This window comes from Stenotrophomonas sp. YJH_SMC_20 (assembly GCF_059367845.1).
In genome coordinates this window covers 443,005-464,071 of the sequence record NZ_JCAFRG010000001.1, presented here as the reverse complement: position 1 = coordinate 464,071, position 21,067 = coordinate 443,005, and the positions used below count along the sequence as shown (strand labels likewise).

At 67.2% G+C, this 21,067-nt stretch carries 27 protein-coding genes; 5 read left to right on the top strand and 22 right to left on the bottom strand.

Annotated features, from left to right (window positions below; translation table 11 throughout):
• Positions 1 to 4: 4 nt before the first annotated feature.
• The gene (locus tag AC5P6A_RS02185) at positions 5 to 955 is read left to right on the top strand and encodes an aspartate carbamoyltransferase catalytic subunit (protein WP_180876219.1); all 951 of its coding nucleotides are present in this window, start codon (positions 5 to 7) and stop codon (positions 953 to 955) included.
• Positions 956 to 1,201: 246 nt separating this feature from the next.
• The gene (locus AC5P6A_RS02180; RefSeq protein WP_019659459.1) at positions 1,202 to 1,693 is read left to right on the top strand and encodes an REP-associated tyrosine transposase; all 492 of its coding nucleotides are present in this window, start codon (positions 1,202 to 1,204) and stop codon (positions 1,691 to 1,693) included.
• 119 nt (positions 1,694 to 1,812) lie between these two features.
• Here the strand turns inward: AC5P6A_RS02180 and AC5P6A_RS02175 are convergent, their stop codons facing one another.
• The 16 genes from AC5P6A_RS02175 to AC5P6A_RS02100 all read right to left on the bottom strand — a co-directional run bounded on the left by AC5P6A_RS02175 (position 1,813) and on the right by AC5P6A_RS02100 (position 15,213).
• The gene (locus tag AC5P6A_RS02175) at positions 1,813 to 2,610 is read right to left on the bottom strand and encodes a carboxylesterase family protein (RefSeq protein ID WP_111103434.1); all 798 of its coding nucleotides are present in this window, start codon (positions 2,608 to 2,610) and stop codon (positions 1,813 to 1,815) included.
• Between the two features lie 70 nt (positions 2,611 to 2,680).
• Complete coding sequence (locus AC5P6A_RS02170; RefSeq protein ID WP_019659457.1) at positions 2,681 to 2,947, bottom strand: hypothetical protein; 267 nt, start codon at positions 2,945 to 2,947, stop codon at positions 2,681 to 2,683.
• Between the two features lie 59 nt (positions 2,948 to 3,006).
• Entirely contained in the window at positions 3,007 to 4,368 is a 1,362-nt protein-coding gene (gene mgtE / locus AC5P6A_RS02165; protein WP_019659456.1) for a magnesium transporter, read from the bottom strand.
• Positions 4,369 to 4,561: 193 nt separating this feature from the next.
• A complete protein-coding gene (gene ptsP / locus AC5P6A_RS02160) occupies positions 4,562 to 6,331 on the bottom strand; it encodes a phosphoenolpyruvate--protein phosphotransferase (protein ID WP_019659455.1) in 1,770 nt (589 codons plus the stop codon).
• A gap of 2 nt (positions 6,332 to 6,333) precedes the next feature.
• Positions 6,334 to 6,603, bottom strand: coding sequence for an HPr family phosphocarrier protein (locus AC5P6A_RS02155; protein WP_005408385.1), 270 nt, complete (start codon positions 6,601 to 6,603; stop codon positions 6,334 to 6,336).
• On the bottom strand, positions 6,596 to 6,988 hold the full coding sequence (locus AC5P6A_RS02150) for a PTS sugar transporter subunit IIA (protein ID WP_111103436.1): 393 nt from the start codon (positions 6,986 to 6,988) through the stop codon (positions 6,596 to 6,598). Before AC5P6A_RS02150 ends, AC5P6A_RS02155 begins: the two co-directional genes overlap by 8 nt.
• 492 nt (positions 6,989 to 7,480) lie before the next feature.
• Positions 7,481 to 8,365 (bottom strand): RNase adapter RapZ, encoded by an 885-nt coding sequence (rapZ, locus tag AC5P6A_RS02145; RefSeq protein ID WP_019659453.1) that lies wholly within the window; start codon positions 8,363 to 8,365, stop codon positions 7,481 to 7,483.
• A 27-nt stretch (positions 8,366 to 8,392) separates the two neighbouring features.
• The gene (gene hprK, locus AC5P6A_RS02140) at positions 8,393 to 9,343 is read right to left on the bottom strand and encodes an HPr(Ser) kinase/phosphatase (protein ID WP_019659452.1); all 951 of its coding nucleotides are present in this window, start codon (positions 9,341 to 9,343) and stop codon (positions 8,393 to 8,395) included.
• Positions 9,340 to 9,792: a PTS sugar transporter subunit IIA gene (locus AC5P6A_RS02135; RefSeq protein WP_019659451.1), complete on the bottom strand. Its 453-nt coding sequence runs from the start codon at positions 9,790 to 9,792 to the stop codon at positions 9,340 to 9,342. The genes hprK and AC5P6A_RS02135 overlap by 4 nt, the downstream gene beginning before the upstream one ends.
• Before the next feature lie 21 nt (positions 9,793 to 9,813).
• Positions 9,814 to 10,131, bottom strand: a complete 318-nt coding sequence (gene hpf, locus AC5P6A_RS02130; protein WP_004147311.1) for a ribosome hibernation-promoting factor, HPF/YfiA family — start codon at positions 10,129 to 10,131, stop codon at positions 9,814 to 9,816.
• A 58-nt stretch (positions 10,132 to 10,189) separates the two neighbouring features.
• Positions 10,190 to 11,611: an RNA polymerase factor sigma-54 gene (locus tag AC5P6A_RS02125; RefSeq protein WP_346714649.1), complete on the bottom strand. Its 1,422-nt coding sequence runs from the start codon at positions 11,609 to 11,611 to the stop codon at positions 10,190 to 10,192.
• A 39-nt stretch (positions 11,612 to 11,650) separates the two neighbouring features.
• Positions 11,651 to 12,370, bottom strand: coding sequence for an LPS export ABC transporter ATP-binding protein (gene lptB, locus AC5P6A_RS02120; RefSeq protein WP_019659449.1), 720 nt, complete (start codon positions 12,368 to 12,370; stop codon positions 11,651 to 11,653).
• A complete protein-coding gene (lptA, locus tag AC5P6A_RS02115; protein WP_019659448.1) occupies positions 12,370 to 12,921 on the bottom strand; it encodes a lipopolysaccharide transport periplasmic protein LptA in 552 nt (183 codons plus the stop codon). The genes lptB and lptA overlap by 1 nt, the downstream gene beginning before the upstream one ends.
• A 103-nt stretch (positions 12,922 to 13,024) precedes the next feature.
• Positions 13,025 to 13,600, bottom strand: a complete 576-nt coding sequence (gene lptC / locus AC5P6A_RS02110) for an LPS export ABC transporter periplasmic protein LptC (protein ID WP_180876217.1) — start codon at positions 13,598 to 13,600, stop codon at positions 13,025 to 13,027.
• Entirely contained in the window at positions 13,597 to 14,145 is a 549-nt protein-coding gene (locus tag AC5P6A_RS02105) for a KdsC family phosphatase (RefSeq protein WP_019659446.1), read from the bottom strand. The genes lptC and AC5P6A_RS02105 overlap by 4 nt, the downstream gene beginning before the upstream one ends.
• A 66-nt stretch (positions 14,146 to 14,211) precedes the next feature.
• Positions 14,212 to 15,213 (bottom strand): KpsF/GutQ family sugar-phosphate isomerase, encoded by a 1,002-nt coding sequence (locus tag AC5P6A_RS02100; protein WP_019659445.1) that lies wholly within the window; start codon positions 15,211 to 15,213, stop codon positions 14,212 to 14,214.
• A 54-nt stretch (positions 15,214 to 15,267) separates the two neighbouring features.
• Between AC5P6A_RS02100 and AC5P6A_RS02095 the strand changes: the two genes are divergently transcribed.
• From AC5P6A_RS02095 to AC5P6A_RS02085, 3 genes are read left to right on the top strand one after another with little or no spacing between them, the layout of a single operon-like run.
• Complete coding sequence (locus AC5P6A_RS02095; protein WP_021202589.1) at positions 15,268 to 15,498, top strand: BolA family protein; 231 nt, start codon at positions 15,268 to 15,270, stop codon at positions 15,496 to 15,498.
• A 21-nt stretch (positions 15,499 to 15,519) separates the two neighbouring features.
• Positions 15,520 to 16,791, top strand: a complete 1,272-nt coding sequence (gene murA / locus AC5P6A_RS02090) for a UDP-N-acetylglucosamine 1-carboxyvinyltransferase (RefSeq protein ID WP_019659444.1) — start codon at positions 15,520 to 15,522, stop codon at positions 16,789 to 16,791.
• Entirely contained in the window at positions 16,788 to 17,105 is a 318-nt protein-coding gene (locus AC5P6A_RS02085; RefSeq protein ID WP_019659443.1) for a hypothetical protein, read from the top strand. The genes murA and AC5P6A_RS02085 overlap by 4 nt, the downstream gene beginning before the upstream one ends.
• A gap of 114 nt (positions 17,106 to 17,219) precedes the next feature.
• Here AC5P6A_RS02085 and AC5P6A_RS02080 read toward each other — a convergent pair whose 3' ends face one another.
• The 6 genes from AC5P6A_RS02080 to AC5P6A_RS02055 all read right to left on the bottom strand — a co-directional run bounded on the left by AC5P6A_RS02080 (position 17,220) and on the right by AC5P6A_RS02055 (position 21,056).
• Positions 17,220 to 17,903, bottom strand: coding sequence for a DUF3108 domain-containing protein (locus tag AC5P6A_RS02080; protein WP_019659442.1), 684 nt, complete (start codon positions 17,901 to 17,903; stop codon positions 17,220 to 17,222).
• A 2-nt stretch (positions 17,904 to 17,905) separates the two neighbouring features.
• Positions 17,906 to 18,724 (bottom strand): DUF3108 domain-containing protein, encoded by an 819-nt coding sequence (locus AC5P6A_RS02075; protein ID WP_346714650.1) that lies wholly within the window; start codon positions 18,722 to 18,724, stop codon positions 17,906 to 17,908.
• Positions 18,725 to 18,792: 68 nt separating this feature from the next.
• Positions 18,793 to 19,452, bottom strand: a complete 660-nt coding sequence (gene purN, locus AC5P6A_RS02070) for a phosphoribosylglycinamide formyltransferase (protein WP_021202586.1) — start codon at positions 19,450 to 19,452, stop codon at positions 18,793 to 18,795.
• Positions 19,449 to 20,108 carry a DUF2238 domain-containing protein gene (locus AC5P6A_RS02065; RefSeq protein ID WP_019659439.1) on the bottom strand — a complete coding sequence of 220 codons (660 nt, stop codon included), beginning with the start codon at positions 20,106 to 20,108 and terminating at the stop codon, positions 19,449 to 19,451. Before AC5P6A_RS02065 ends, purN begins: the two co-directional genes overlap by 4 nt.
• Before the next feature lie 40 nt (positions 20,109 to 20,148).
• Positions 20,149 to 20,571 (bottom strand): hypothetical protein, encoded by a 423-nt coding sequence (locus AC5P6A_RS02060; protein WP_058979369.1) that lies wholly within the window; start codon positions 20,569 to 20,571, stop codon positions 20,149 to 20,151.
• The gene (locus AC5P6A_RS02055) at positions 20,568 to 21,056 is read right to left on the bottom strand and encodes a hypothetical protein (protein ID WP_019659437.1); all 489 of its coding nucleotides are present in this window, start codon (positions 21,054 to 21,056) and stop codon (positions 20,568 to 20,570) included. The genes AC5P6A_RS02060 and AC5P6A_RS02055 overlap by 4 nt, the downstream gene beginning before the upstream one ends.
• Between the last annotated feature and the right edge of the window lie 11 nt (positions 21,057 to 21,067).

The window sequence follows — 21,067 nt, the reverse complement described above, 5'->3', positions numbered from 1 at the left end:
CGCCATGACTGCCCAGCAAATCGATGCCTCCGGACGCCTGCGCCACCTGCTGACCCTGGAGGGCCTGCCGCGCGGAACACTGCTGCAGTTGCTGGACCGGGCAGGGCAGATCCGTGACGCCGCAGTCGGCCGTGTCGGCAACAAGCGCCACGTGCTGGCCGGTTCTGCGGTATGCACGCTGTTCTTCGAACCGTCCACGCGCACCCGCAGCTCGTTCCAGCTGGCCGCGCAGCGCCTGGGCGCCGATGTGCTGAACTTCGACGCGTCGACCTCGTCCACGCGCAAGGGCGAAACGGCCTGCGACACGTTGCGCAACCTGGAAGCAATGGGCGTGCGCGGCTTCGTGGTGCGTCACCCCGATGACGGCGCCGTGGCCGCGCTGGCCGAGGCGGCGGGCGAGGGCACCGCACTGATCAACGCCGGCGACGGCCGCAGCGCGCACCCGACCCAGGGCCTGCTGGACATGCTGACCCTGCGCCAGGCCAAGGGCCCGGATTTCTCGAAGCTGAAGGTGGTGATCGTCGGCGACGTGAAGCACTCGCGCGTGGCGCGCACCGACCTGCATGCGCTGCGCACGCTGGGGGTGGGCGAGATCCGCGTGTGCGGCCCGCAGTCACTGCTGCCGGACGACGAGACCCTGAAGGGCTGCGTGGTCGGCGATGATTTCGATGCGATGCTGGAAGGCGCCGACGCGCTGATGATGCTGCGCCTGCAGCGCGAGCGCATGGAAGAAGGCCTGGTGCCGTCGCTGGAGCAGTACCACGCCCAGTACGGCCTGACCAACGAACGCTTGGCCCGTGCCGGCAAGGACGCTGCGGTGCTGCATCCGGGCCCGATCAACCGTGGCGTGGAAGTCACCGATGACGTGGCCGACGGCCCGCAGTCGTGGGTGCTGCGCCAGGTCGCCAACGGCGTCGCGGTGCGCATGGCCGTGCTGGAAACCTTGCTGGGCTGACCACTTTGGTGGGTGCCGACCGTTGGTCGGCACGGCTGATCTGTCCTCATCCGACCCGGTGGGTGCCGATCGTTGGTCGGCACGGTTGATCTGTCCTTATCCGACCCGGTGGGTGCCGACCGTTGGTCGGCACTGAACCATCAGTGCGGTGAAGTGCGGGCCTGGCCATTGAATGGTTCCGGGCCCACCTGTACTGACGTGGTTGCCCGATAGAAGAGGGATACCGGCAGGCGCACGCTTGGGCCCATGAACCGCGCACGCCTACGCCTTGGCCGTCATTCCCGGATCGGGCAATCCTACATCCTGACCACCGTCACCCAGGAACGTCGACGCTACTTTGATGATGCCACTGCGGCACAGGAGGTGATGGATGTGTTCCGTCGCATTGATGATGATGGCCTGACGCACTCACTTGCCTATGTGGTCATGCCGGACCACATCCATTGGCTTGTGGAGATCCGTGCGTTCTCGCTGGACTACATCATGCAACGCTTCAAATCGAGCAGTGCATTGCGGATCAACCGCATGCTGGGTAAGACAGGACCATTTTGGCAATCGAGCTATCACGATCACGCCATGCGTTCTGAAGAATCACTGTTTCGCCATGCGATGTACATCGTCGCCAACCCGGTCAGGGCGAACTTGGCGAGCTGCGTGGGAGAGTATCCGTATGCCTGGTGCCGATGGGAGATCGATGGGAGGTACCAAGCAATGGATTACCCCGAAGCGGAGAGATAGTGCCGACCAACGGTCGGCACCCACCAATACCCAAGCCGGCCAACGGTTGGCATCCACCAATACCAAGCCGACCAACGGTTGGCATCCACCCACAGATGTTTCCCAGCAGAAACTATGGCTCAGCGCTTCTGCGCGAACATCCATTCCCACATCGCCGGGTCGGCGTAGGTGGCGTCCCAGGCATTGTGGTTGCCTTCCGGGTATTCGGTGTAGCGCACGTCACGCGCGTTGGCGTTCTGGAATGCGGCGTGCAGCCGGCGGTCGTCATCCGGCGGCACCACGTCATCCAGCGCGCCATGGAAGATCCAGATCGGCGTCTGCCGCAGGCGCTGGGCAATGGCCGCATACGGGTCGGTTTCACCGGCCACCTGTTCGACGAACAGGGTCGGACGTACCGCGCGCGGGGCCAGCACCGCGCCGCACACCGGCACGATCGCAGCAAATCGGTGCGGGTTGTCCAAGGCGATATTCCAGCTGCCGTAGCCACCCATCGACATGCCGGTCAGGTATTGCCGCGCCGGATCGGCACCGAACTCGGCGATCGCTGCATCCAGCGCGGCCAGGGCCACACGGTTGTTGCGCCCGCTCCATTCCCCGCGTCCCGGCGCCTGCGGAAATACGGCCAACGCAGGGAAATCGGCGGCCTGCTCGCGCAGGTACGGTCCCAGCCCCGCGTGGGTCTGCTTCACGCCATCGGCGCCGCGCTCGCCCGAACCGTGCAGGAACAGCACGACCGGCAGTGAGCCCGGTGTACGCGCCGATGCGGCCGGAATGAATACCTGGTAGTAGGCCGTCTCGCCATCCACCTTCACGGCGCGGGCTTCGAAGCGACCCCGCGCGCCATCCGGCAGCGACGTGCAGCCGCTCATCAACAGAAGGGCCAGCAGTGGCAGCCAGCGCGACAGCAAACGGACCATGGGGTTTCCCGAAGTGGCGAGATCGCCTGCATCGTAGTCCGCTGTCGCCAGCGCGGCATCGTGCGCCGCGTCACTGCGGGCGCGGGAAGCTGGCAATGATGTCCAGTTGTTCCTGCGCTTCGGCATTGCCTGCCGCCGCCGCAGCCTGCACCTGCGCCATATCCGGGTGCAGGACCACCAGCAGCGGGTTCTCGCAGACCGGGCAGTCATACTCGGTGGCGTCCTCGTCCAGTTCCATCTCCATGGCGCGCGAGCTGCCCTTCCACTCGCAGGCCGGGCAGGTGTGCTGCTGGTCGCGCCAGCCGGGCTGGAAATAGTTTTCGATCGTTGTTGCCATGGGTGTTCCGGTTGGGTGGAGTCAACGACCCGCGTGGCGGGGGCCGATCCTCGATGCGGTCAGTGCAGCAGCACCAGCGTGGCCAGGCCGAGGAAAGTGAAGAAGCCCATCGAGTCGGTCACTGCGGTCAGGAAGATACCGCTGGCCAGCGCTGGATCGAAGCCGAAGCGTTTCAGTGTGAGCGGCACCAGCACGCCGGCCAGCGCTGCGAACAGCAGGTTGCAGGTCAGTGCGATGGCGATCACCGCAGACAGCCCGGGTGAATGGAACCAGGCCAATACGATCAGGCCCAGCACCGAGCCGAGCATCACGCCGTTCAGCAGCGCAACACGCACTTCCTTCCACAGCAGGGTGCGCGCGTTGGAGGCGCCCACCTGGCCCAGCGCCAGGCCGCGCACCATCAGCGCCAGCACCTGGGTGCCGGCGTTGCCACCGAGGCCGGCCACGATCGGCATCAGCACCGCCAGCGCCACCAGCTTGTCGATGGTGCCCTCGAAGTGACCGACCACGCTGGAGGCCAGGAAGGCCGTGCACAGGTTGATCGACAGCCACATCAGGCGGCGGCGCATGGCGCGCCAGACCGGGCTGAACAGATCCTCGTCCTCGTCCAGGCCGGCGGCGCCCAGCGCCTGGTGCTCGGCCTGGCCACGGATGATGTCGACCACGTCATCGATGGTGATGCGACCAACGAGGATGTTGTTCTCGTCCACCACCGGTGCGGAGATCCAGTCATGGTCGGAGAACTGCCGCGCGACTTCCTGGTCGCTCTCGCCGACGTCGATGGCCGGCTGCTCGTCGTCGATCAGGCGGTTGATCGGGGTGGTGTCCTCGTGGGTCACCAGTGCCGCCAGCGACACCCGGCCAAGGTACTGGTGGCGCCGGCTGACCACGAACAGGTGGTCGGTGTGGTCCGGCAGTTCGCCGCGCAGGCGCAGGTAGCGCAGCACCACGTCCACGTTGACGTCGGCGCGCACGGTCACCACGTCCGGGTTCATCAGGCGGCCGGCACTGTCCTCGGGATAGGACAGCACCTGTTCCAGGCGCTCGCGGTTCTCGCGGTCCATCGACTTGAGGACTTCGTCGATGACCGTATCGGGCAGGTCTTCGACCAGGTCGGCCAGGTCGTCGATGTCCAGGTCTTCGACCGCGGCGATGATTTCGTCCGGGTCCATGTCCGCGAGCAGGCTCTCGCGCACGTCGTCGCCGACGTGGACCAGCACCTCGCCGTCATCTTCCGGATCGACCAGGCCCCACACCACCTCGCGCTTGCCCGGCGGCAGCGATTCAAGCAGGTTGCCGATCTCGGCCGGGGCCAGGGTGTTGACCAGGCGACGCACCGGGCCCAGCCGACCGCTGTCCAGTGCGTCGGACAGCATCCGCAGTTGGCGCGCAGTCTTGTCGTGGCGTACGGCTTCAGCCATCGCAGCTCCCGCGGGATAAGAAAAGCCGCGATCCCGGCGAGGATGCGGCAACAGGGGTGTTCAGCGCGTCATTATCGCAAGGGGATGTTTCAACGCATAGCCGAGGGGCGGTGGTTGCGCCGGCCGCTGGCCCGCAATCGTCCCCATCGAAGTCCACGAGATTGCCGGCCAGCGACCAGACTACCCTCGGCAGTCAGGCCGTTTCGGCCACCAGCGCCAGCCAGCGCTCGATCGCGCGGCGGTCGCGTGCGGCCAGCAGCTTCGGCGCGCGCGCGCGCAATGCGGCCAGATCGGCATCGCGGATCGCACGGCGCACTTCCAGCAGCGTGCCGGGGTGCAGGCTGAACTCGGTCAGGCCCAGCGCCAGCAGCAGCGGGGTCATCCGTGCGTCGCCGGCCATCTCGCCGCAGACCGCCACCGGGATGCGGTGACGCGCGCCGGTCTCGATGACCATCTGCAGCAGTCGCAGCACGGCCGGATGCAGTGGCGAATACAGTTCGCCCAGTGCCTCGTTGTTGCGGTCGGCGGCCAGCAGGTACTGCACCAGGTCATTGGTGCCGATCGACAGGAAATCGACCAGGTCGATGAAGCTCTCCAGCGCCAGTGCTGCCGCAGGAACTTCGATCATCGCGCCCAGCGGCACGTGGTCGGACACCATGTGGCCCTCGCCGCGCAGCTGTTCGGTCAGCTTGAGCATGCGCCGGCGCACCGCCAGCAGCTCCTCGCGGGTGCTGACCATCGGCACCAGCACGCGCAGCTTGCCGTAGGCGGAGGCGCGCAGGATCGCGCGCAGCTGGGTATCGGCCACCTTCGGCCGTGCCAGCGACAGGCGTACGCCGCGCAGACCCAGGGCGGGGTTCTCTTCATTGCTGAGGGTCAGGCCGGTGCGGTCGGCCTTGTCCGCGCCCAGATCGAGCGTGCGGATGGTGACCGGTCGCCCGCTCATGCCCAACGCGGCATCCCGGTAGGTCTGGAACTGTTCTTCTTCATCCGGCAGCTCGTTGCGCTGCAGGAACAGGAACTCGGTGCGGTACAGGCCCAGTCCCTGCGCGCCCAGCGCGTGCGCCTGGGTGACGTCTTCCAGCGATTCGGCATTGGCCAGCAGGGCGATGTCGACCTGGTCGCGGGTGCGGCTGGGCTTGCTGCGCAGGCGGCCGAGCTCGCGCTGCTCGCGCGCATGCTCCTTCAGGCGCGCGCGATAGTCACGCAGGTTGTCGGCCTGCGGGTTGGCGGTGATGCTGCCGTCGGCGCCATCGATGATCAGCACGTCGCCATCGGCGATGCGGCTGAGCAGCTGCGGAACGTTCACGATCAACGGCAGATGCAGGCTGCGCGCCAGGATCGCGCTGTGCGACAGCGCGCTGCCGGCGGCGGTGACGATGCCAACCACGCCCTGGGCCTGCAGCTGGGCCAGTTCGGACGGGGCGATGTTGTCGCAGACCAGGATCTCGCCGGCCAGGCCCTTCATCACCGGCGCGCGTTCAGGCTGCAGGAACGCGTGGATGCGGCCGATGACATGGTCCAGGTCGTCCATGCGGCTCTTCAGGTAGGCATCGTCCATGCCATCGAAGACCTTGGCCAGGCGGTCACGCTGCAGGCGCAATGCGTAGCCGGCACTGTAGGGACCGCTGCGGATCAGCTCGTCCAGCCCGAACAACAGCTCGGGATCGTCCAGCAGCAGCGCGTGCAGGTCCAGGAACTCGCCCACTTCCTGGTTCAATGCGCCATGCAGGCGCTGGCGCAGTTCGTGCATTTCCGTGCGCGCGGCATCCACCGCACGATGCAGGCGGGCCAGCTCGGCCTCGACCTGGTGGGCGCCGATGCGTTGCTCGGCCACCTCCAGCGCATGCGGCAGGCGTACCCGTGCGCGGCCCATCGCCGCGCCACGGGCAGCACCGTGCCCAGCCAGCAGCTGGACCGGCCGCTGGCCGGAAGGAACCTGGCCGGCGCGCGCGCGCGGCACGCTCAGCTGTCCTCGTCGAAGCGGCGCTCGAACAGACCGACCACCGCTTCCATCGCGGCGGCTTCGTCCTCGCCGTTGATGCGCACCGTGACCGGAGTGCCCTGGCCGGCGGCCAGCAGCATCACGCCCATGATGCTCTTGGCGTTGATCTCACGGCCCTTGGCGGCCATGGTCACGTTGCAGCGGAACGGCGCCAGGGTCTGCACCAGCTTGGCGGTGGCCCGGGCGTGCAGGCCCAGGCGGTTGCTCACGGTGAGTTCTCGTTCAAGCATCGTCGACTATCGCTCCATTACGGGTGCCCGCCGCGGCTGTGGCGGGCAGTAGATCCAGTCCCTGTTCCGGATAATTCATCACCCGCAGCAACATCGGCAGGCTCAGCGCCGATACCCGGCGAACCGGGGTCCCCAACCGGGCCAGCTGCCCGGCTAGGTTGGCGGGGCTGGCGCCGTACAGGTCGGTCAGGATCAGCACGCCATCCCCTGCATCGACCCGCCGCAGGGCGGCCGAGGCGAGCGGGAGCAGGGCGTCCAGGTCTGCGTCGAACGGTACTTCGAAAGCTTCGGTTTTCAGCGGCAATTGCCGCAGGAGCCGGGTCGCCACCTCAAGCAGGGCGGGCCCGACCCCCGGATGTGTTACGAGGAGAATGCCACAGGTCATTACTGCACGTTAACAGGTCAAGGTGAATTGGCGATAGCAGCAGATGAGGGGCACTGTGTCCCGTATTCAGCGTTGCTCGAGAGGGGAGCCTTTCCGTTGAGAAAGAGATCCGACCCCATCCGTTTTTCGATGCCTGACAGCGATTCATCCACGCACGCGTGGATCCATCGTGTCGACCAGGGTCGACACCCACCAGCAGCAGAAATCTGTCAGAGGCGGGGCGGTGTGGGCAGGCAGGACCGTTGGCGCCATGGATGGCGCCATCGAGCCCCCAGGGGTGAGGGCGCTTTGCTTGCGAAGCACTGCTTCGCAAGCGCCCGAACGCCCAGCCGCCAGCGGCTGGGCCGGACCGCGGAGCGGGGTCTACGGCGTGTCCTGCAGATCCACACCGCCCCGCCATCCCACGGAATGCCGCTTCTGCTGTTGCTGTTGCTGTTGCCGGCCAGCGGCCGGCACTACCGGCGGGTGCCGGGCGCAGCCCGGCCGCCCCCCTCAATCCTGTTCGCGGTGATACGTGGCCACATCTTCCCAGCCCATCTCGCGGGCATGCCGGGCCAGGCGCTCGGCCAGGAACACCGAGCGGTGCTTGCCGCCGGTGCAGCCGAACGCCACCGTCACGTAGCTGCGGGTGCCATCCCCCAGTTTCGGCAGCCACGTATCGAGGAAATCCATCAGCTGGGCCAGGTAACGCTGCACGTCCGGCTGTGCTTCCAGATAGTCGCGCACGCCCGGTTCGCGGCCGCTCAGCGCACGCAGATCGGGGTCCCAGTGTGGATTGGGCAGCACCCGCGCATCGAATACGAAGTCCGCCTCGGCCGGCACGCCGCGCTTGTACGCGAACGATTCGAACAGCAGGGACAGTCCGGTGGCATGGTCCAGCGTGAACTCGGTGATGATCCGCCGCCGCAGCTGATGCACGTTGAGGTTGCTGGTATCGATCACCGCATCGGCCTCGCGGCGCAGCGGTGCCGTCAATTCACGTTCGCGTGCGATCGCTTCGGGCAGCGACAGGCCCAGCTGGCTCAGCGGATGACGGCGCCGGGTGTCGGCGTAGCGCTTGAGCACAGCCTCATCGCTGGCCTCGAAGAACAGTACCTTCACTTCCACGCCGGCGTCAGTGGCCAGCTGCCGCCAGTTGCCCAGCTGGCTCAGATCGGCCTGCCCGCGAACGTCGATGCCCACGGCCAGGCGGCGCGGCGCGCTGCCGTCATGGTTGGCCAGCAGGCTGCGCACGAAGTCGGGCAGCAGATTGATCGGCAGGTTGTCCGAGCAGTAGTAGTCCTGGTCCTCGAAGGTCTTCAGGGCGACGGATTTACCCGAGCCGGACAGGCCGCTGACGATGATCAGGGTCGGGGCGGAGGGGGTGACGGTGCTCATGGACAGGCTCTTCGAGGGGCAGGGAAATCAGGGTGTTCGCCGTTCCAGCAGGTTGCTGTGGCGGGCGATGAACATAGCCGCCGGGTCGATGCCCTTGGTGCGCAGGATGTGCAGGCGGGTCGCGGCTTCGGTCAGTACGGCCAGGTTGCGGCCGGGCATCACCGGCAGGGTGATCAGCGGAACGTCCAGGTCCAGCACATGGCGGGTGCCCGAATCGCCGGTCAGGCGTTCGTAGCCATGTGGGGTGGGTTCGGTCATCGGCTTGGTCAGGTGGACGATCAGCCGAAGGTACTTGTTCTTCTTTACAGCCGTGTCGCCGAACATCTCGCGCACGTTGAGCACGCCCAGGCCGCGCACTTCCAGCAGGTCCTGCAGCAGTTCGGGGCAGGTGCCGTCGAGTACGTCCGGGGCGATCTGGGTGAACTCGGGGGCATCGTCGGCGACCAGGCGATGGCCGCGGGTGAGCAGCTCCAGCGCCAGCTCGCTCTTGCCCGATCCGGCCTCGCCGGTGATCAGCACGCCGATGGAATAGATCTCCATGAACACGCCGTGCAGGATCACCCGCGGCGCCAGCGTACGCGCCAGATGGTAGGACAGGTGGTTGAGCAGTTCGTGGCCGCGCTTGGGCGAGAGCCACAGCGGCGTGCCGGATTCGTCAGCAGCGGCGCGGAGGTCTTCCGGGCAGGGCTGGTTGCGGGTCAGCACCAGCGCCAGCGGGTGCGACTGCATGATCTTTTCGATGGTCTCCCAGCGCTGGCGTGGTTCCAGTGCATCCAGCCAGGACAGTTCCTCGGTGCCCAGGATCTGCACCTTGTTGGGATAGATCGCGTTGAGGTAGCCGGCCAGCGAGGGACGCCGCGAGACGGTATTGCCGGCCTCCAGCTCGCGCTTCTCACCGGACTTGCCGGCGGCCCAGCGCAACCCCAGCCGCTCGCGCTGCTGTTCGAACAGTTCACGGGCGGTGATGCTGGTATTCATGCGGCACTCGCAGGAGGGGTCATGTCCAGCGCCTCGCGCAGCGCCCGGGCATCGCCCGCTTCGCGCAGGGCCTGGCGGATGTCCGGCGCGGAAAACAGTTCGGCCAGCTCGGACAACAGCATCAGGTGCTGGTGGGTGTAGTGGGCGGGGACGGCCATGGCGAACACCAGGTCCACCGGTTCGTCGCCGCCGAAATCGACCGGGGCGGCCAATCGCAGCAGGGCGCCACGGGGGCGATCAAGGGTAGGCGCGCGGCCGTGGGGGATGGCGATGCCGTGGCCGATCGCGGTGCTGCCCAGGGCTTCGCGCTGGCACAGGTTCAGATAGATCTGTTCGGCATTGGCCTGGCGGCAGGCCAGCAACCCGGCGGCGGCCTGCAGGACGCTGTCACGGTCGGTGGCCGTGCAGAGCTGGGTCTGCACGGCCGCCAGGAGGTCAGTCAGGGGCATGTCTGCGGGGAACGGTGGCGATCAGCCACCATTGTCGCCCACCGGCAGCGGCGCGTGCTGCTGTTTTTTCTCCTTGTGCTTGATCACCAGGCGGTCAAGCTTGTCCGCAAGCAGGTCGATCGCGGCATACATGGTCTGGGCATTGGCCTCCGCGTGCAGGGTCTGGCCCGGGATGTTGAGGCTGGCGTCGACATGGTGTTCGGTCTTCTGCAGCTTGAGGGTCACCCGCGCTTCGCAGTGCTGGTCGAAGTGCTTTCCGATCCGGGCCAGCTTTTCCTCCACATAGGACTGCAGGGCCGGGGTGACTTCGACATCTTTGCCAAACGTTTCGATGCGCATCGGGTTTCTCCTGTGTTCGGATGTGCCAATGAACCTCTCCGCCGGGCGCGGCGGCGCGTCAAGCGATTCTGACCCTTTCGTGCGAGGCGGAAATGTTCATGGCTTCACGATACTTCGCCACGGTGCGCCGCGCTACTGGGATTCCCGACGATTTGAGCAGGTCAGCCAGCTTGGCGTCAGAAAGCGGCTTGCGCGGATTCTCATCGTCGATCAGGCGCCGGATCATCGCCTGGATGGCGGTGCTGGACGCCTCGCCGCCGCCTTCGGTATCGATGCCGGAGGCGAAGAAGGCCCGCAGTGGCAGGGTGCCGCGCGGGGTGCGCACGTGCTTGCGGGCGATCGCACGCGACACCGTGGATTCGTGCAGGCCCAGTTCGGTGGCAATCTCGCGCAGAGTCAGTGGGCGCAGCGCCTGCTCGCCGAATTCAAGGAAGCCGGCCTGCTGCAGGATCAGGCTGCGCACGACGCGCAACAGGGTTTCGCCGCGCTGCTGCAGGCCTTTCAGCAGCCAGCGTGCTTCCTGCAGCTGGGCACGCAGGTAGCCGGCATCGGCATCGCCGCAACGCCGGATAAGCTGTTCGTAGCCGCGGTGGATCACCACCTTCGGCCCGGCATGGGCGGCCAGTGCAGCGCGCCACACGCCGTTCTGCCGCCATACCACCACGTCCGGCACCACGTAAGTGTCCTGCGACAGCGGTGCGATCTGCGTGCCCGGGCGCGGGTCCAGCGAGCGCAGCAGCGCGACGGCAGTCTCGACCTCGTCGATCGGTTGCTTCAACTCATGAGCAAGCCCGGCGACGCCACTGCGTGGCAGCCGTTCCAGTGGGCCTGCGGCAATCTGTCGCGCCAGCGCCAGCCCGGGCGTTTCGCCGGGCAGCACATCCAGCTGCAGCAGCAGGCATTCGCCCAGCGTGCGTGCAGCCACACCCACCGGATCGAAGCGCTGGATGCGATGCAGCACGGCGAGGATCTCGTCCTCGCCGGCGTGGATCGCCGGCAACAGGGTGTCGGCGATGGTGCCCAGCGGTTCGCGCAGATAACCGTCATCGTCCAGTGCATCGATGAGCGCGGCACCGATGCTGCGATCACGTGGGGACAGATGCGACAGATGCAGCTGCCACAGCAGATGGTCGGCCAGCGTTTCGGTTTCGGCTACGCGCTCGGCGGCGCTGCCATTGTCGTCGTCATCGTCGAAGCTGCCGCCGCTGCCGGACGCGTTCCAGTCCAGTTCCGCCGGCGCCCAGTCGTCGCCGGCATCGGCGCGTTCTGCGGGCGCATCGTTGCCGTTGTCGTCGCCTTCGCCGGCAGGACTGCTGCTGTCACTGCTGTCGGCCCAGTCCAGCAGCGGATTGCTTTCCACCGCCTGCGCGATTTCCAGCTCCAGCTCGGTGGTGGACATCTGCAGCAGCTTGATCGCCTGCTGCAACTGGGGCGTAAGCACCAGTTGCTGTCCCAACGATGTCTGCAGCCGAGTCTTCATGCCTGTGCCGAAAGGAAGGAAAGGGACCCGGCGACTGCTTCACAGCTTGAAGGAATCCCCGAGGTAGACGCGGCGTACATCGGCGTTGTCCAGGATCGCTTCCGGCGAACCCTGGGCCAGCACGCTGCCCTCGGCGAGGATATACGCGCGGTCGCAGATACCCAAGGTCTCGCGCACGTTGTGGTCGGTGATCAGCACGCCGATGCCACGCTGCTTGAGATGGGTGACGATGCGCTGGATCTCGCCGACCGAAATCGGATCGACACCGGCGAACGGCTCGTCAAGCAGGATCAGGCGCGGCTGCGCTGCCAGGGCGCGGGCGATCTCGCAGCGGCGGCGTTCGCCACCGGACAGGCTGGCGCCAAGCTGGTCGGCAACATGGCCCAGCTGCAGTTCGTCAAGCAGGCTGTTCAATTCGCGCTCGCGGCCGGCCGCATCCAGGTCTTCGCGCAGCTCCAGCACCAGGCGGATGTTGTCGGCCACGGTCAGCTTGCGGAATACCGACGGTTCCTGCGGCAGATAGCCCACGCCCTGCTTGGCGCGGGTATACATCGGGTCGCCGGTGATGTCCTTGCCGTCGAGCACGATGCTGCCAGCGTCAGCCGCAACCAGGCCGACGATCATGTAGAAGCAGGTGGTCTTGCCGGCACCGTTGGGGCCCAGCAGGCCGACCACTTCGCCGGCGTCGAGGGTCAGCCCGAAATCCTTGACGACTTCGCGCTGCTTGTACTTCTTGCGCAGGCCCTTGGCGACGAGCATTACTTCCTGCTCCCGGCCGGCTGCGCCGGCGTGGTGGCCTTGGGCTGTGCCGCAGGCGCGGCCGGGGTCTTGTTCTTCGGCGGGATGACGGTGCGCACACGGCTGCCGTCACCACCGGAGTTCATTTCGCCGGTGCGGGTGTTGTAGACCATGCGCTGGCCGGCATTGGTGCCGCGCGCGCTGGTGACCTTGTAGTTGCCGGTCAGGGTGATGATCTCGGTCTTGATGTCGTAGTCGATGCGGTCGGCAACGGCATCCATCCAGGTGCCGTCATCGAGCTGCTGCTTCATCTTGGCCTGCTTGCCAGTGAACACCGCGCGCACGGCTTCGCCATCCTTGAGGTAGATCTCGGCCTCGGACGAGCGCAGGTCCAGCGTGCCCTGGGTGATGATCACGCCCTGCGACAGCACGGTCTTGCCGTCGCCGGTGAGCGTGCCGGACTGGGCGCCGGAATCGATGTGCATGTCTTCGTTGCGGTCGGTGGACTTGGCGAAGGCGGCGCTGGGGACAAGAAGACCGAGCGCGAGTACGGCGGCAAAGGAAATCTTCATCGGGGTCCGTTCTACCGGTGGGGGCCTCCCGGGCGGGCCGGGGGCGGAGGGTGGGGCTGCCGGCCCTGCGCCTGTCCGGAGACGTCGCGGGATGGCGGTGGAATCAGCGTTTGGGCGTGTAACGGCCCTTGGACTGGCTGAGGAAATGATACGTGTTGTTCTTCGAATCCACTTCGAAGCCGACGCCGGACTGTTCCATGCCCGGGCGGGTCATGGTCACCAGGGCGTCGGTGCGGGCGCGGTTCTCCTTCGGGAACACGTCCAGATGGTCGGTGCGGAAGGTGGTCGGCACCACGCCCGGATCGGCCGGGCTGTCGCCGGCCACATTGCCGCGCAGCTTCATCTGGTCGCCCTTGGCGCTGAGCCAGCCGGTCTCGGCACGCAGGGTCCAGTGCTTGCCATCCTTGTCCGGCATCTCGAACAGCGGCGTGGCGATGTTGATGGTCTGGTCGCCACGCTGGCGCTCCAGCCGCGGCGCACGCAGGGTGGTCGACTCCTTGCCGTGCTCATCCAGGGCCACGATCTGGAAGTCGTGCAGAACGTAGTCCACACCCGGCTCCTGGCCGTCGTTGGCCGGGCCCTTGTCGCGGTTGCGCAGGGCGGCCCAGCTGCTGAGCAACGCCGCCAGCAGCAGGCCGACGCCCAGCAGGGTGCGCCAGTTCAGTGTCGGCAGGCTCATGCGCCGAACCTCGCCAGCACCGCATCCACGTGGCCCTGTGCGGCCAGCAGGATGTCGCACAGTTCGCGGGCGGCGCCACGTCCGCCGTCGGCGCGGGTCTGCCAGTGCACGCGCTCGGCGATCCACGGGTGGGCGTTGGCCGGGGCCACTGCCAGGCCGACCGCGCCCAGCGGCGCCAGGTCCGGCAGGTCGTCGCCCATGAAGGCCACCTGCTCCAGGCCGACGCCGTGCTGCGCGCACAGCGCCTGCACGCTGGCCAGCTTGTCGCCCACGGCGATCTGGGTGTCGATGCCGAGGTCGGCGCCGCGCTTGAGCGCGGACTGGCTGTTGCGCGCGGTGATCAGCACGGGGTGGATACCGTGCTGCTGCAGCAGTTTCAGGCCCAGGCCATCCTGCACGAAGTACGCCTTGCTCTCGTTCCCTTCCTTGTCGTAGTACAGCCGACCGTCAGTGAGGGTGCCGTCCACGTCGAAGCAGGCCAGGCGGACGCGGGCCGCAGCGGCATGCAGGTGGGCAGGGAAGGCGGGCAGCGGGGACCAGGGCATCAGGGCAGCAGGCTCGGTGGGGTCGGGTGGGGCATTACAGACTGAATGGGGTCTACGGACTGTCGGTTAAACCACCCGGGCCCGCAACAGGTCATGAATGTTCAGGGCGCCTACCGCACGGCCCTGGTCATCGACCACGATCAGGCCGTTGATTTTCTGGGTTTCCATCTGCCGCGCGGCCTCTACGGCCAGCTGGTCGGCCCCGATGGTGCGCGGGTTGCGGGTCATCACGTCGGCGATCTTCGCGGTACGCACGTCAAGCGCGCTGTCCAGCGCGCGGCGCAGGTCGCCGTCGGTGAACAGGCCGATCAGCACGCCATCGGCGTCGACCACGGCGGTCATCCCGAGTCGCTTGCGGCTCATTTCCACCAGCGCCTCGCTGAGGCTGGCGTCGGCACCCACGCTGGGCAGGTCCTCGCCGCTATGCATGACGTCGGTGATGTGCAGCAGCAGGCGGCGGCCGAGGCTGCCGGCCGGGTGCGAGCGGGCGAAATCGTCGGCGGTGAAGCCGCGTGCGTCGAGCAGGGCCACGGCCAGCGCATCGCCCATCGCCAGCGAGGCGGTGGTGCTGGAGGTCGGCGCCAGCGCCAGCGGGCAGGCCTCGGCCGGCACGCTGACGTCCAGGTGGATATCGGCGGCGGTGGCCAGGCTGGACTGCGGGCGGCCGGTCATGGAGATCAGCAGGTTGCCCTGGCGCTTGAGCACCGGCAACAGCATGAGCAGCTCGTCCGACTCCCCCGAATAGGACAGCGCCAGCACCACATCGTCCTCGGTGATCATGCCCAGGTCACCGTGTCCGGCCTCGCCAGGGTGCACGTAGAACGCCGGGGTGCCGGTGGAGGCCAGGGTGGCGGCGATCTTGCGGGCGATGTGCCCGGATTTGCCCATGCCGGTGGCGACCACACGCCCGCGGCTGGCCAGGATCGCCTGGCAGGCCTGCTGGAAGGCCTCGCCGAGGCGGTCAGCCACGGCCTCCAGTGCCTGCCGCTCGATCTCGAACACGCGGCGGCCACTGGCGATCAGGCCGGCAGGGTCGGCAGAACGGGGGGGCAACAGGGATTCGGCCATGCGGACGCCACGCAGCGGAAGTAGAATGGATGCACATTTTATTAGGAAAGCCCGTTGGACGCCGACACCATCCGCAATCTGATCGAAACCGGCCTGCCTGGCGCCCGCGCCGATGTGCGTGGCGACGATGGCGTGCATTTCGAAGCGACCGTGGTCTGCGAGGCCTTTGCCGGCAAGATGCCGCTGGCCCGCCACCGGATGGTCTATGCCACCCTCGGCGACCTGATGGGCGGCGCGATCCACGCGCTGGCGCTGAAAACCGTGACCCCGGCCGAAGCCGGCTGAACCGCAGAAGATTCCCAATACATGGCCAAGATCGTTGTGACCGGCGGCGCTGCGCTGCACGGTGAAGTGAGCATCTCCGGCGCCAAGAACGCCGTCCTTCCCATCCTCTGCGCGACCCTGCTGGCCGATGCGCCGGTGGAGATCACCAACGTGCCGCACCTGCACGACGTGGTCACCACGGTGAAGCTGCTGGGCGAACTGGGTGCCAAGGTCACCATCGACCAGGGCACGCTGTCGCGCGGCAGCGCGATCGTGGTCGACCCGCGTTCGGTCAACCAGCACGTGGCACCTTACGAGCTGGTCAAGACCATGCGCGCCTCGATCCTGGTGCTGGGCCCGCTGCTGGCCCGCTTCGGCGCGGCCGAAGTGTCGCTGCCGGGCGGCTGCGCGATCGGTTCGCGTCCGGTCGACCAGCACATCAAGGGCCTGCAGGCACTGGGTGCCGAGATCGTGGTCGAGAACGGCTTCATCAAGGCCAGCGCCAAGCGCCTGAAGGGCGGCCACTTCACCTTCGACATGGTCAGTGTCACCGGCACCGAGAACGTGCTGATGGGCGCGGTGCTGGCCGAAGGCACCACCATCCTCGACAACTGTGCGATGGAGCCGGAAGTGACCGATCTGGCGCATTGCCTGATCGCGCTGGGCGCGAAGATCGAAGGACTGGGCACCGCCCGCCTGGTGATCGAAGGCGTCGAGCGCCTGTCCGGTGGCCGCCACGAAGTGCTGCCCGACCGCATCGAGACCGGCACCTTCCTGGTGGCCGCAGCGATGACTGGCGGCAAGGTCACGGTCAACCGTGCGCGCCCGAACACCATGGACGCGGTGCTGTCCAAGCTGGTCGAGGCCGGTGCGAAGATCGAGACCACCGACGACACCATCACCCTGGACATGCAGGGCAAGCGGCCGAAGGCGGTCAACCTGACCACCGCGCCGTACCCGGCATTCCCGACCGACATGCAGGCCCAGTTCATGGCGCTCAACTGCGTGGCTGACGGCGTGGGCGTGATCAACGAAACGATCTTCGAGAACCGTTTCATGCACGTCAACGAACTGCTGCGTCTGGGCGCGGACATCCAGGTTGAAGGCCACACCGCCATCGTGCGTGGCAGCGAGCACCTGAGCGGTGCGCCGGTGATGGCCACCGACCTGCGTGCGTCGGCCTCGCTGATCCTGGCCGGCCTGATGGCCAGCGGCGAGACCACCATCGACCGCATCTACCACCTTGATCGTGGCTACGAGAACATCGAAGAGAAGCTGTCTTCGCTCGGCGCCACCATCCGGCGCGTGCCATGATCCTGCGTGGCAAGTTCAGCCCGCGTCGCAAGGCACTGCTGGCCCTGGTGCTGATCGTGCTGGCGTGGCTGGGCTATGCCTGGTACGCCAACATCGCCATTACCCAGGGCATCGAGCAGAGGGACATGGACTGGAACGGCGATGGCACGGTCTCGCGCGACGAGATCATCGAGTCGTTCTACGCGGTCGCGGTGAACGACAGCCAGGACGGCAACCGTCATTGCCGCACCTTCGTCTGGCGCAGCACCGGCGAGCAGATCCGCGTGGACTGCCGCACCGAGTTCAAGCCCGCTGCGGCCGAGGAAAAGAAGTAAGAAAAACGCCCGCGAAAGCGGGCGTTTTTCCCGGGGCGTCCATCCACGCATGGCGTGGATCTACTCCAGGTTTCCAGTAGATCCACGCCATGCGTGGATGACGTCGATCTCCGGTCAGTTCAGCGCCTTGATGGTCAGGTCCAGCGCATCGCGTCCGCCCTCACGCTGCAGCATGCGCGCCGGCACCGGGAACTCCGGCACGATCCAGGCGATCAGCTCCTTGTTGCCGTCGGCGCGCGAGACCTTGGTGGCCTCGTAGCTCTTGCCGCCCACGGTGATCGATTCCTTGCCGACCACGCGGTAGGTCATGTTCTTGATGCGGCCTTCGTCGACCATGCGATAGGTCAGCGGCTTGCCGGCGGCCAGGTCACGGGTGATCGCCAGGTTGATCAGCAGCGCATCCATGTCACCGGCCTTCAGCGCGATGGGGCCGGCACGGTCCGGCTTGATGTCGCCGGTCCAGGTGGCCTGGTTGCTGGTCCAGTTGTAATTGGCCTGCACGTTGCGCTTCTTCACCAGCAGCGCCGAGCGGTCCTGGCTGCTCAGCGGGCGCAGCTGCCCACGCACTTCCTCGAACACGGTGCTCTGGCTCAGGTCGGCCAGCTGGTTCTTCACCTGCAGGCTGTAGCGCCACTTGTTGCTGCCTTCGTTGGACAGGGTCATCGTGCCGTTGGCCTGCATGCCCATGTAGCTGGCCAGGTAATCCGCCTTGAAAGGTTGCAGGGCCATGGCCGGCAGGCTGGCCACGGACAGGGCAGCGGCCGCGATCCAGGCGAGGGGGCGGGTCGGGATGCTCATGCTCAGACTCCTTGGTATTCGATCAGGCGCAGATCGACGCGGTCTTCGCCGTCTTCGCGTTGCAGGATGCGCACCGGGGTGGGGACCCCGTTGGCGATCCAGAGGATGGTTTCATTTTTGCCGCCGTTGGTCCGGTAGACCCGCAGCGCGTTGTAGGACAGGTCGCCGACCTCGACGTTCTCGGTCTGCGGCGCGGCCTGGTAGTCATGCTGGCGGACCTTGCCCATGTCCACGTAGCGGTAGTGCATCGCGGCGCCTGGGCGGGCGTCGCGCATGATTGCCAGATTGATCAGCAGCGCACTCTGGTCGCCCGGCTGCAGCGGAATCGGCTGTGCGCGCTTCTTCTCGACATCGCCGCTCCACTGCGCGGTACCGGCCTGCCAGTTGTACGTGCCGACCGCCTTCTTGCCGAGAAACAGGCCCTTGCGCACCGTGCTCTGGCTCAGCGGTGCATAGGTGCCAGCGCGCTCCTCGAAGACCGTGCTCTGCTCGATGTTCAGTCCCAGCACGCTGGCGAACCCGCGGCGGCCGACCACCTGCATGTCCACCCGCCACTGGTTGCCGCCGGTGTGGGTGACCTGCATGCTGGCGTCGCCGGCCTCCTTGCCCTTGTAGAAGGCCTGGTAGGTGGCGCTGAACGGCTGCAGCGGCGGCGGTTCCCACGCCAATGCCGGCAGGGCCGGGGCCGTCGTTTCGGCCGGCGGCTGCACCGCTGACGCCGGAACCGGCGAGGCAGGCGCCTGTGCCTGGCCCCAACCCACGCCGGGAAGCACGACAAGCGACAGCAGCAATGAAGTGGACAGCAGGGTCGTGGTCTTCATGGAGGACAGGAGCTGCAGGAGGGGGGCAGGATGCCAGCCCCGCAGTCAGCGGGGCGTGTGCGTGGGCGTTACCGGTTCAGGTTCCCGGCGGAATCTAGGACCAGTGGGCTAAACAGGGGGTGACCATCCAGCAGTGGCTGGCCCTCCCGTTCAGCCAGGCGGCCGGCGCACAGCAGCTGCAGGGTGGCGATCAGCAGCGGATGCTCCACCGCCAGCACACGCGCCGCCAGGCTGTCGGCGTCATCGCCGGGCATCACGGGCACCCGCGCCTGGGCCAGCACGGCGCCGGCATCCAGCTCGGGCACCACCAGGTGCACGCTGGCCCCATGCTCCGCATCGCCGGCGTGCAGCGCCCGCGCATGCGTGTCCAGCCCCTTGTGCAGCGGTAGCAGGGAGGGGTGGATGTTGACCAGCCGGCCATTGAAGCGCTGCACGAAGTCGGCGCCGAGAATGCGCATGTAGCCGGCGCAGACGATCAGATCCGGCGCGACCGCGGCCAGTGCATCGCCCAAGGCCTGCTCGTAGGCGGCGCGGTCACCGAATTCTTTCGGTGCATGCGCCCAGCGCAGGCTGTCGCCGACCCGTTGCAGCGCGGCTGCGGCTGGGCGGTCGGAGAACACGCCGACAACCTCGGCGGGCAGGCGGCCGTCAGCAATTGCGTCAAGGATGGCCTGCAGGTTGCTGCCGCGGCCGGAGGCGAGCACGGCAATGCGGGTGGGCGTGCTCATTGCCGGGCACTCCGGCGGATCAACGGCCAGGTCAGCAGACTGCCCAGGGTCGCCAGCAGCATGTCGGCATGAGCGTCCCACATGTCGCCCTGCTGCCCGTTGTAGGCCTCGGCGGCGTCGGGCGACAGGGCAAGCGCGATGGCCCACTCGAACCACTCGTAGACCAGGCTGGCGCACATCACCGTCATCACCGCCAGGCTGAAGGCCTGGCCCAGGCGCAGCGCCGGCCAGGCATGCCGGGCCAGCTGCAGCAGCGCGGGGGTGAAGCAGACGCCGAACAACAAGTGGATGAGACGGTCGAAGTGGTTGCGCTGCCAGCCGAAGGCGGCATTCGGCGACCAGCCGGCCAGCGCCTGTGCCCAAGCGTCGTAGGGCACGTTGGAGTACAGCCAGCGCGCGCCCACGCAATGCAGTGCGATGAAGCCACAGATCGCGATGAAGGCGCCATTTCCCAGCCAGCCACGCCGGTCCACCCAGAGCAGGGCAGCCAGGCCGACGACGGTCAGCGAGCTGTGCAGGGCCTGTTCGACGGGCCACAGCGGATCGATCCAGCTGACCAGGAACACGGCCAGTACGGCGGCGAAGGCCAGCTTCTTGGGCAGTGAAACACGATAGCCGCGGGCAGTGGCGTTTGCGGCGGTGGCGGGCGCGGACATGTCGGATCGGTCAGGAGGAAGCGATGGGTTGCCTGCGGGCTCAGGCACTGAGGTGGTCGCCGCGGTCGAACAATGCGGCCATGTCAGGCTTGGACAGGAACACCCGGGCATAGGCCGTCAGCGCCATGCCCAACGGGCCGGCAAGCACTGCCAGCCATGCCGCGCGCTGGCACCAGGCCAGCCCGGTGCGGCGCGACAGCAGGCGCGCAGTGTGCAGCTGTACGAAGCCAAGCGCCGCCGCCAACAACGAAATGACCCCGTAGACCGTGGCCAGCGCCGCGCCCTCGTCCAACCCCCGGGAACTGGCGACCAGGCCGATGAAACCGAGGAAGGCCAACGCGGCCAGCCAGTGGAAACCTGCCAGCGCGTAGAACAGCACCTTCAGCGTCTGCAGGTGGCTGGCCAACTGCAGCTGCGCCAGGGTCTGCTGTGGCAATGGCGGAGGCGCGCCCGGCATCGTCATGCAGCCGTGCCAGCTGCATCGAAGGCGGCCTTCACCTGCGGGCGCAGCAGTGTGACCAGGGTGAACACCCCTAGAACGGTGCCCAGCGGCGCGAACAGGCAGAGCAGGCCGGCCACGATCAGGCACAGCAGGTAACGACGCCGCCGGGCCACGCAGCGGCCGGCATGGATGACGAATGCGGCCATGCCCAGGCCGCCGGCGACGAACACGGTCCCCAGGACCGTGAACACCCAGCCGAACAGGCGCTGTTCGGCCGGCGACGAGGGCTGGCCCCCGGAGTTCATCGGCAGATGGCCGCTCAGCGCACTGATGCCGAGCACGATGTACAGAATGAAAAACAGCGAGAGCAGCGCAATCAGGCCACCGAACACATAGTGGGCGATGGACAGCGCGCGCAGGTGGTCAGCGTCCTGCCTGCTGAAGACCGGCACCGCCGCCAACGGCGGTGGTACCGGGGTGGGTGCCAGGGGGGGCGTTGCGTCCATGCGGGCTCCTG

Bases quoted from the DNA above. Each gene is read 5' to 3' on its own strand.
- AC5P6A_RS02185 (WP_180876219.1), top strand. From the start codon at position 5: ATGACTGCCCAGCAAATCGATGCCTCCGGACGCCTGCGCCACCTGCTG.
- AC5P6A_RS02180 (WP_019659459.1), top strand. From the start codon at position 1,202: ATGAACCGCGCACGCCTACGCCTTGGCCGTCATTCCCGGATCGGGCAA.
- AC5P6A_RS02175 (WP_111103434.1), bottom strand. From the start codon at position 2,610: ATGGTCCGTTTGCTGTCGCGCTGGCTGCCACTGCTGGCCCTTCTGTTG.
- AC5P6A_RS02170 (WP_019659457.1), bottom strand. From the start codon at position 2,947: ATGGCAACAACGATCGAAAACTATTTCCAGCCCGGCTGGCGCGACCAG.
- mgtE (WP_019659456.1), bottom strand. From the start codon at position 4,368: ATGGCTGAAGCCGTACGCCACGACAAGACTGCGCGCCAACTGCGGATG.
- AC5P6A_RS02155 (WP_005408385.1), bottom strand. From the start codon at position 6,603: ATGCTTGAACGAGAACTCACCGTGAGCAACCGCCTGGGCCTGCACGCC.
- AC5P6A_RS02150 (WP_111103436.1), bottom strand. From the start codon at position 6,988: ATGACCTGTGGCATTCTCCTCGTAACACATCCGGGGGTCGGGCCCGCC.
- rapZ (WP_019659453.1), bottom strand. From the start codon at position 8,365: ATGAGCACCGTCACCCCCTCCGCCCCGACCCTGATCATCGTCAGCGGC.
- hprK (WP_019659452.1), bottom strand. From the start codon at position 9,343: ATGAATACCAGCATCACCGCCCGTGAACTGTTCGAACAGCAGCGCGAG.
- AC5P6A_RS02135 (WP_019659451.1), bottom strand. From the start codon at position 9,792: ATGCCCCTGACTGACCTCCTGGCGGCCGTGCAGACCCAGCTCTGCACG.
- hpf (WP_004147311.1), bottom strand. From the start codon at position 10,131: ATGCGCATCGAAACGTTTGGCAAAGATGTCGAAGTCACCCCGGCCCTG.
- AC5P6A_RS02125 (WP_346714649.1), bottom strand. From the start codon at position 11,611: ATGAAGACTCGGCTGCAGACATCGTTGGGACAGCAACTGGTGCTTACG.
- lptB (WP_019659449.1), bottom strand. From the start codon at position 12,370: ATGCTCGTCGCCAAGGGCCTGCGCAAGAAGTACAAGCAGCGCGAAGTC.
- lptA (WP_019659448.1), bottom strand. From the start codon at position 12,921: ATGAAGATTTCCTTTGCCGCCGTACTCGCGCTCGGTCTTCTTGTCCCC.
- lptC (WP_180876217.1), bottom strand. From the start codon at position 13,600: ATGAGCCTGCCGACACTGAACTGGCGCACCCTGCTGGGCGTCGGCCTG.
- AC5P6A_RS02105 (WP_019659446.1), bottom strand. From the start codon at position 14,145: ATGCCCTGGTCCCCGCTGCCCGCCTTCCCTGCCCACCTGCATGCCGCT.
- AC5P6A_RS02100 (WP_019659445.1), bottom strand. From the start codon at position 15,213: ATGGCCGAATCCCTGTTGCCCCCCCGTTCTGCCGACCCTGCCGGCCTG.
- murA (WP_019659444.1), top strand. From the start codon at position 15,520: ATGGCCAAGATCGTTGTGACCGGCGGCGCTGCGCTGCACGGTGAAGTG.
- AC5P6A_RS02085 (WP_019659443.1), top strand. From the start codon at position 16,788: ATGATCCTGCGTGGCAAGTTCAGCCCGCGTCGCAAGGCACTGCTGGCC.
- AC5P6A_RS02080 (WP_019659442.1), bottom strand. From the start codon at position 17,903: ATGAGCATCCCGACCCGCCCCCTCGCCTGGATCGCGGCCGCTGCCCTG.
- AC5P6A_RS02075 (WP_346714650.1), bottom strand. From the start codon at position 18,724: ATGAAGACCACGACCCTGCTGTCCACTTCATTGCTGCTGTCGCTTGTC.
- purN (WP_021202586.1), bottom strand. From the start codon at position 19,452: ATGAGCACGCCCACCCGCATTGCCGTGCTCGCCTCCGGCCGCGGCAGC.
- AC5P6A_RS02065 (WP_019659439.1), bottom strand. From the start codon at position 20,108: ATGTCCGCGCCCGCCACCGCCGCAAACGCCACTGCCCGCGGCTATCGT.
- AC5P6A_RS02060 (WP_058979369.1), bottom strand. From the start codon at position 20,571: ATGACGATGCCGGGCGCGCCTCCGCCATTGCCACAGCAGACCCTGGCG.
- AC5P6A_RS02055 (WP_019659437.1), bottom strand. From the start codon at position 21,056: ATGGACGCAACGCCCCCCCTGGCACCCACCCCGGTACCACCGCCGTTG.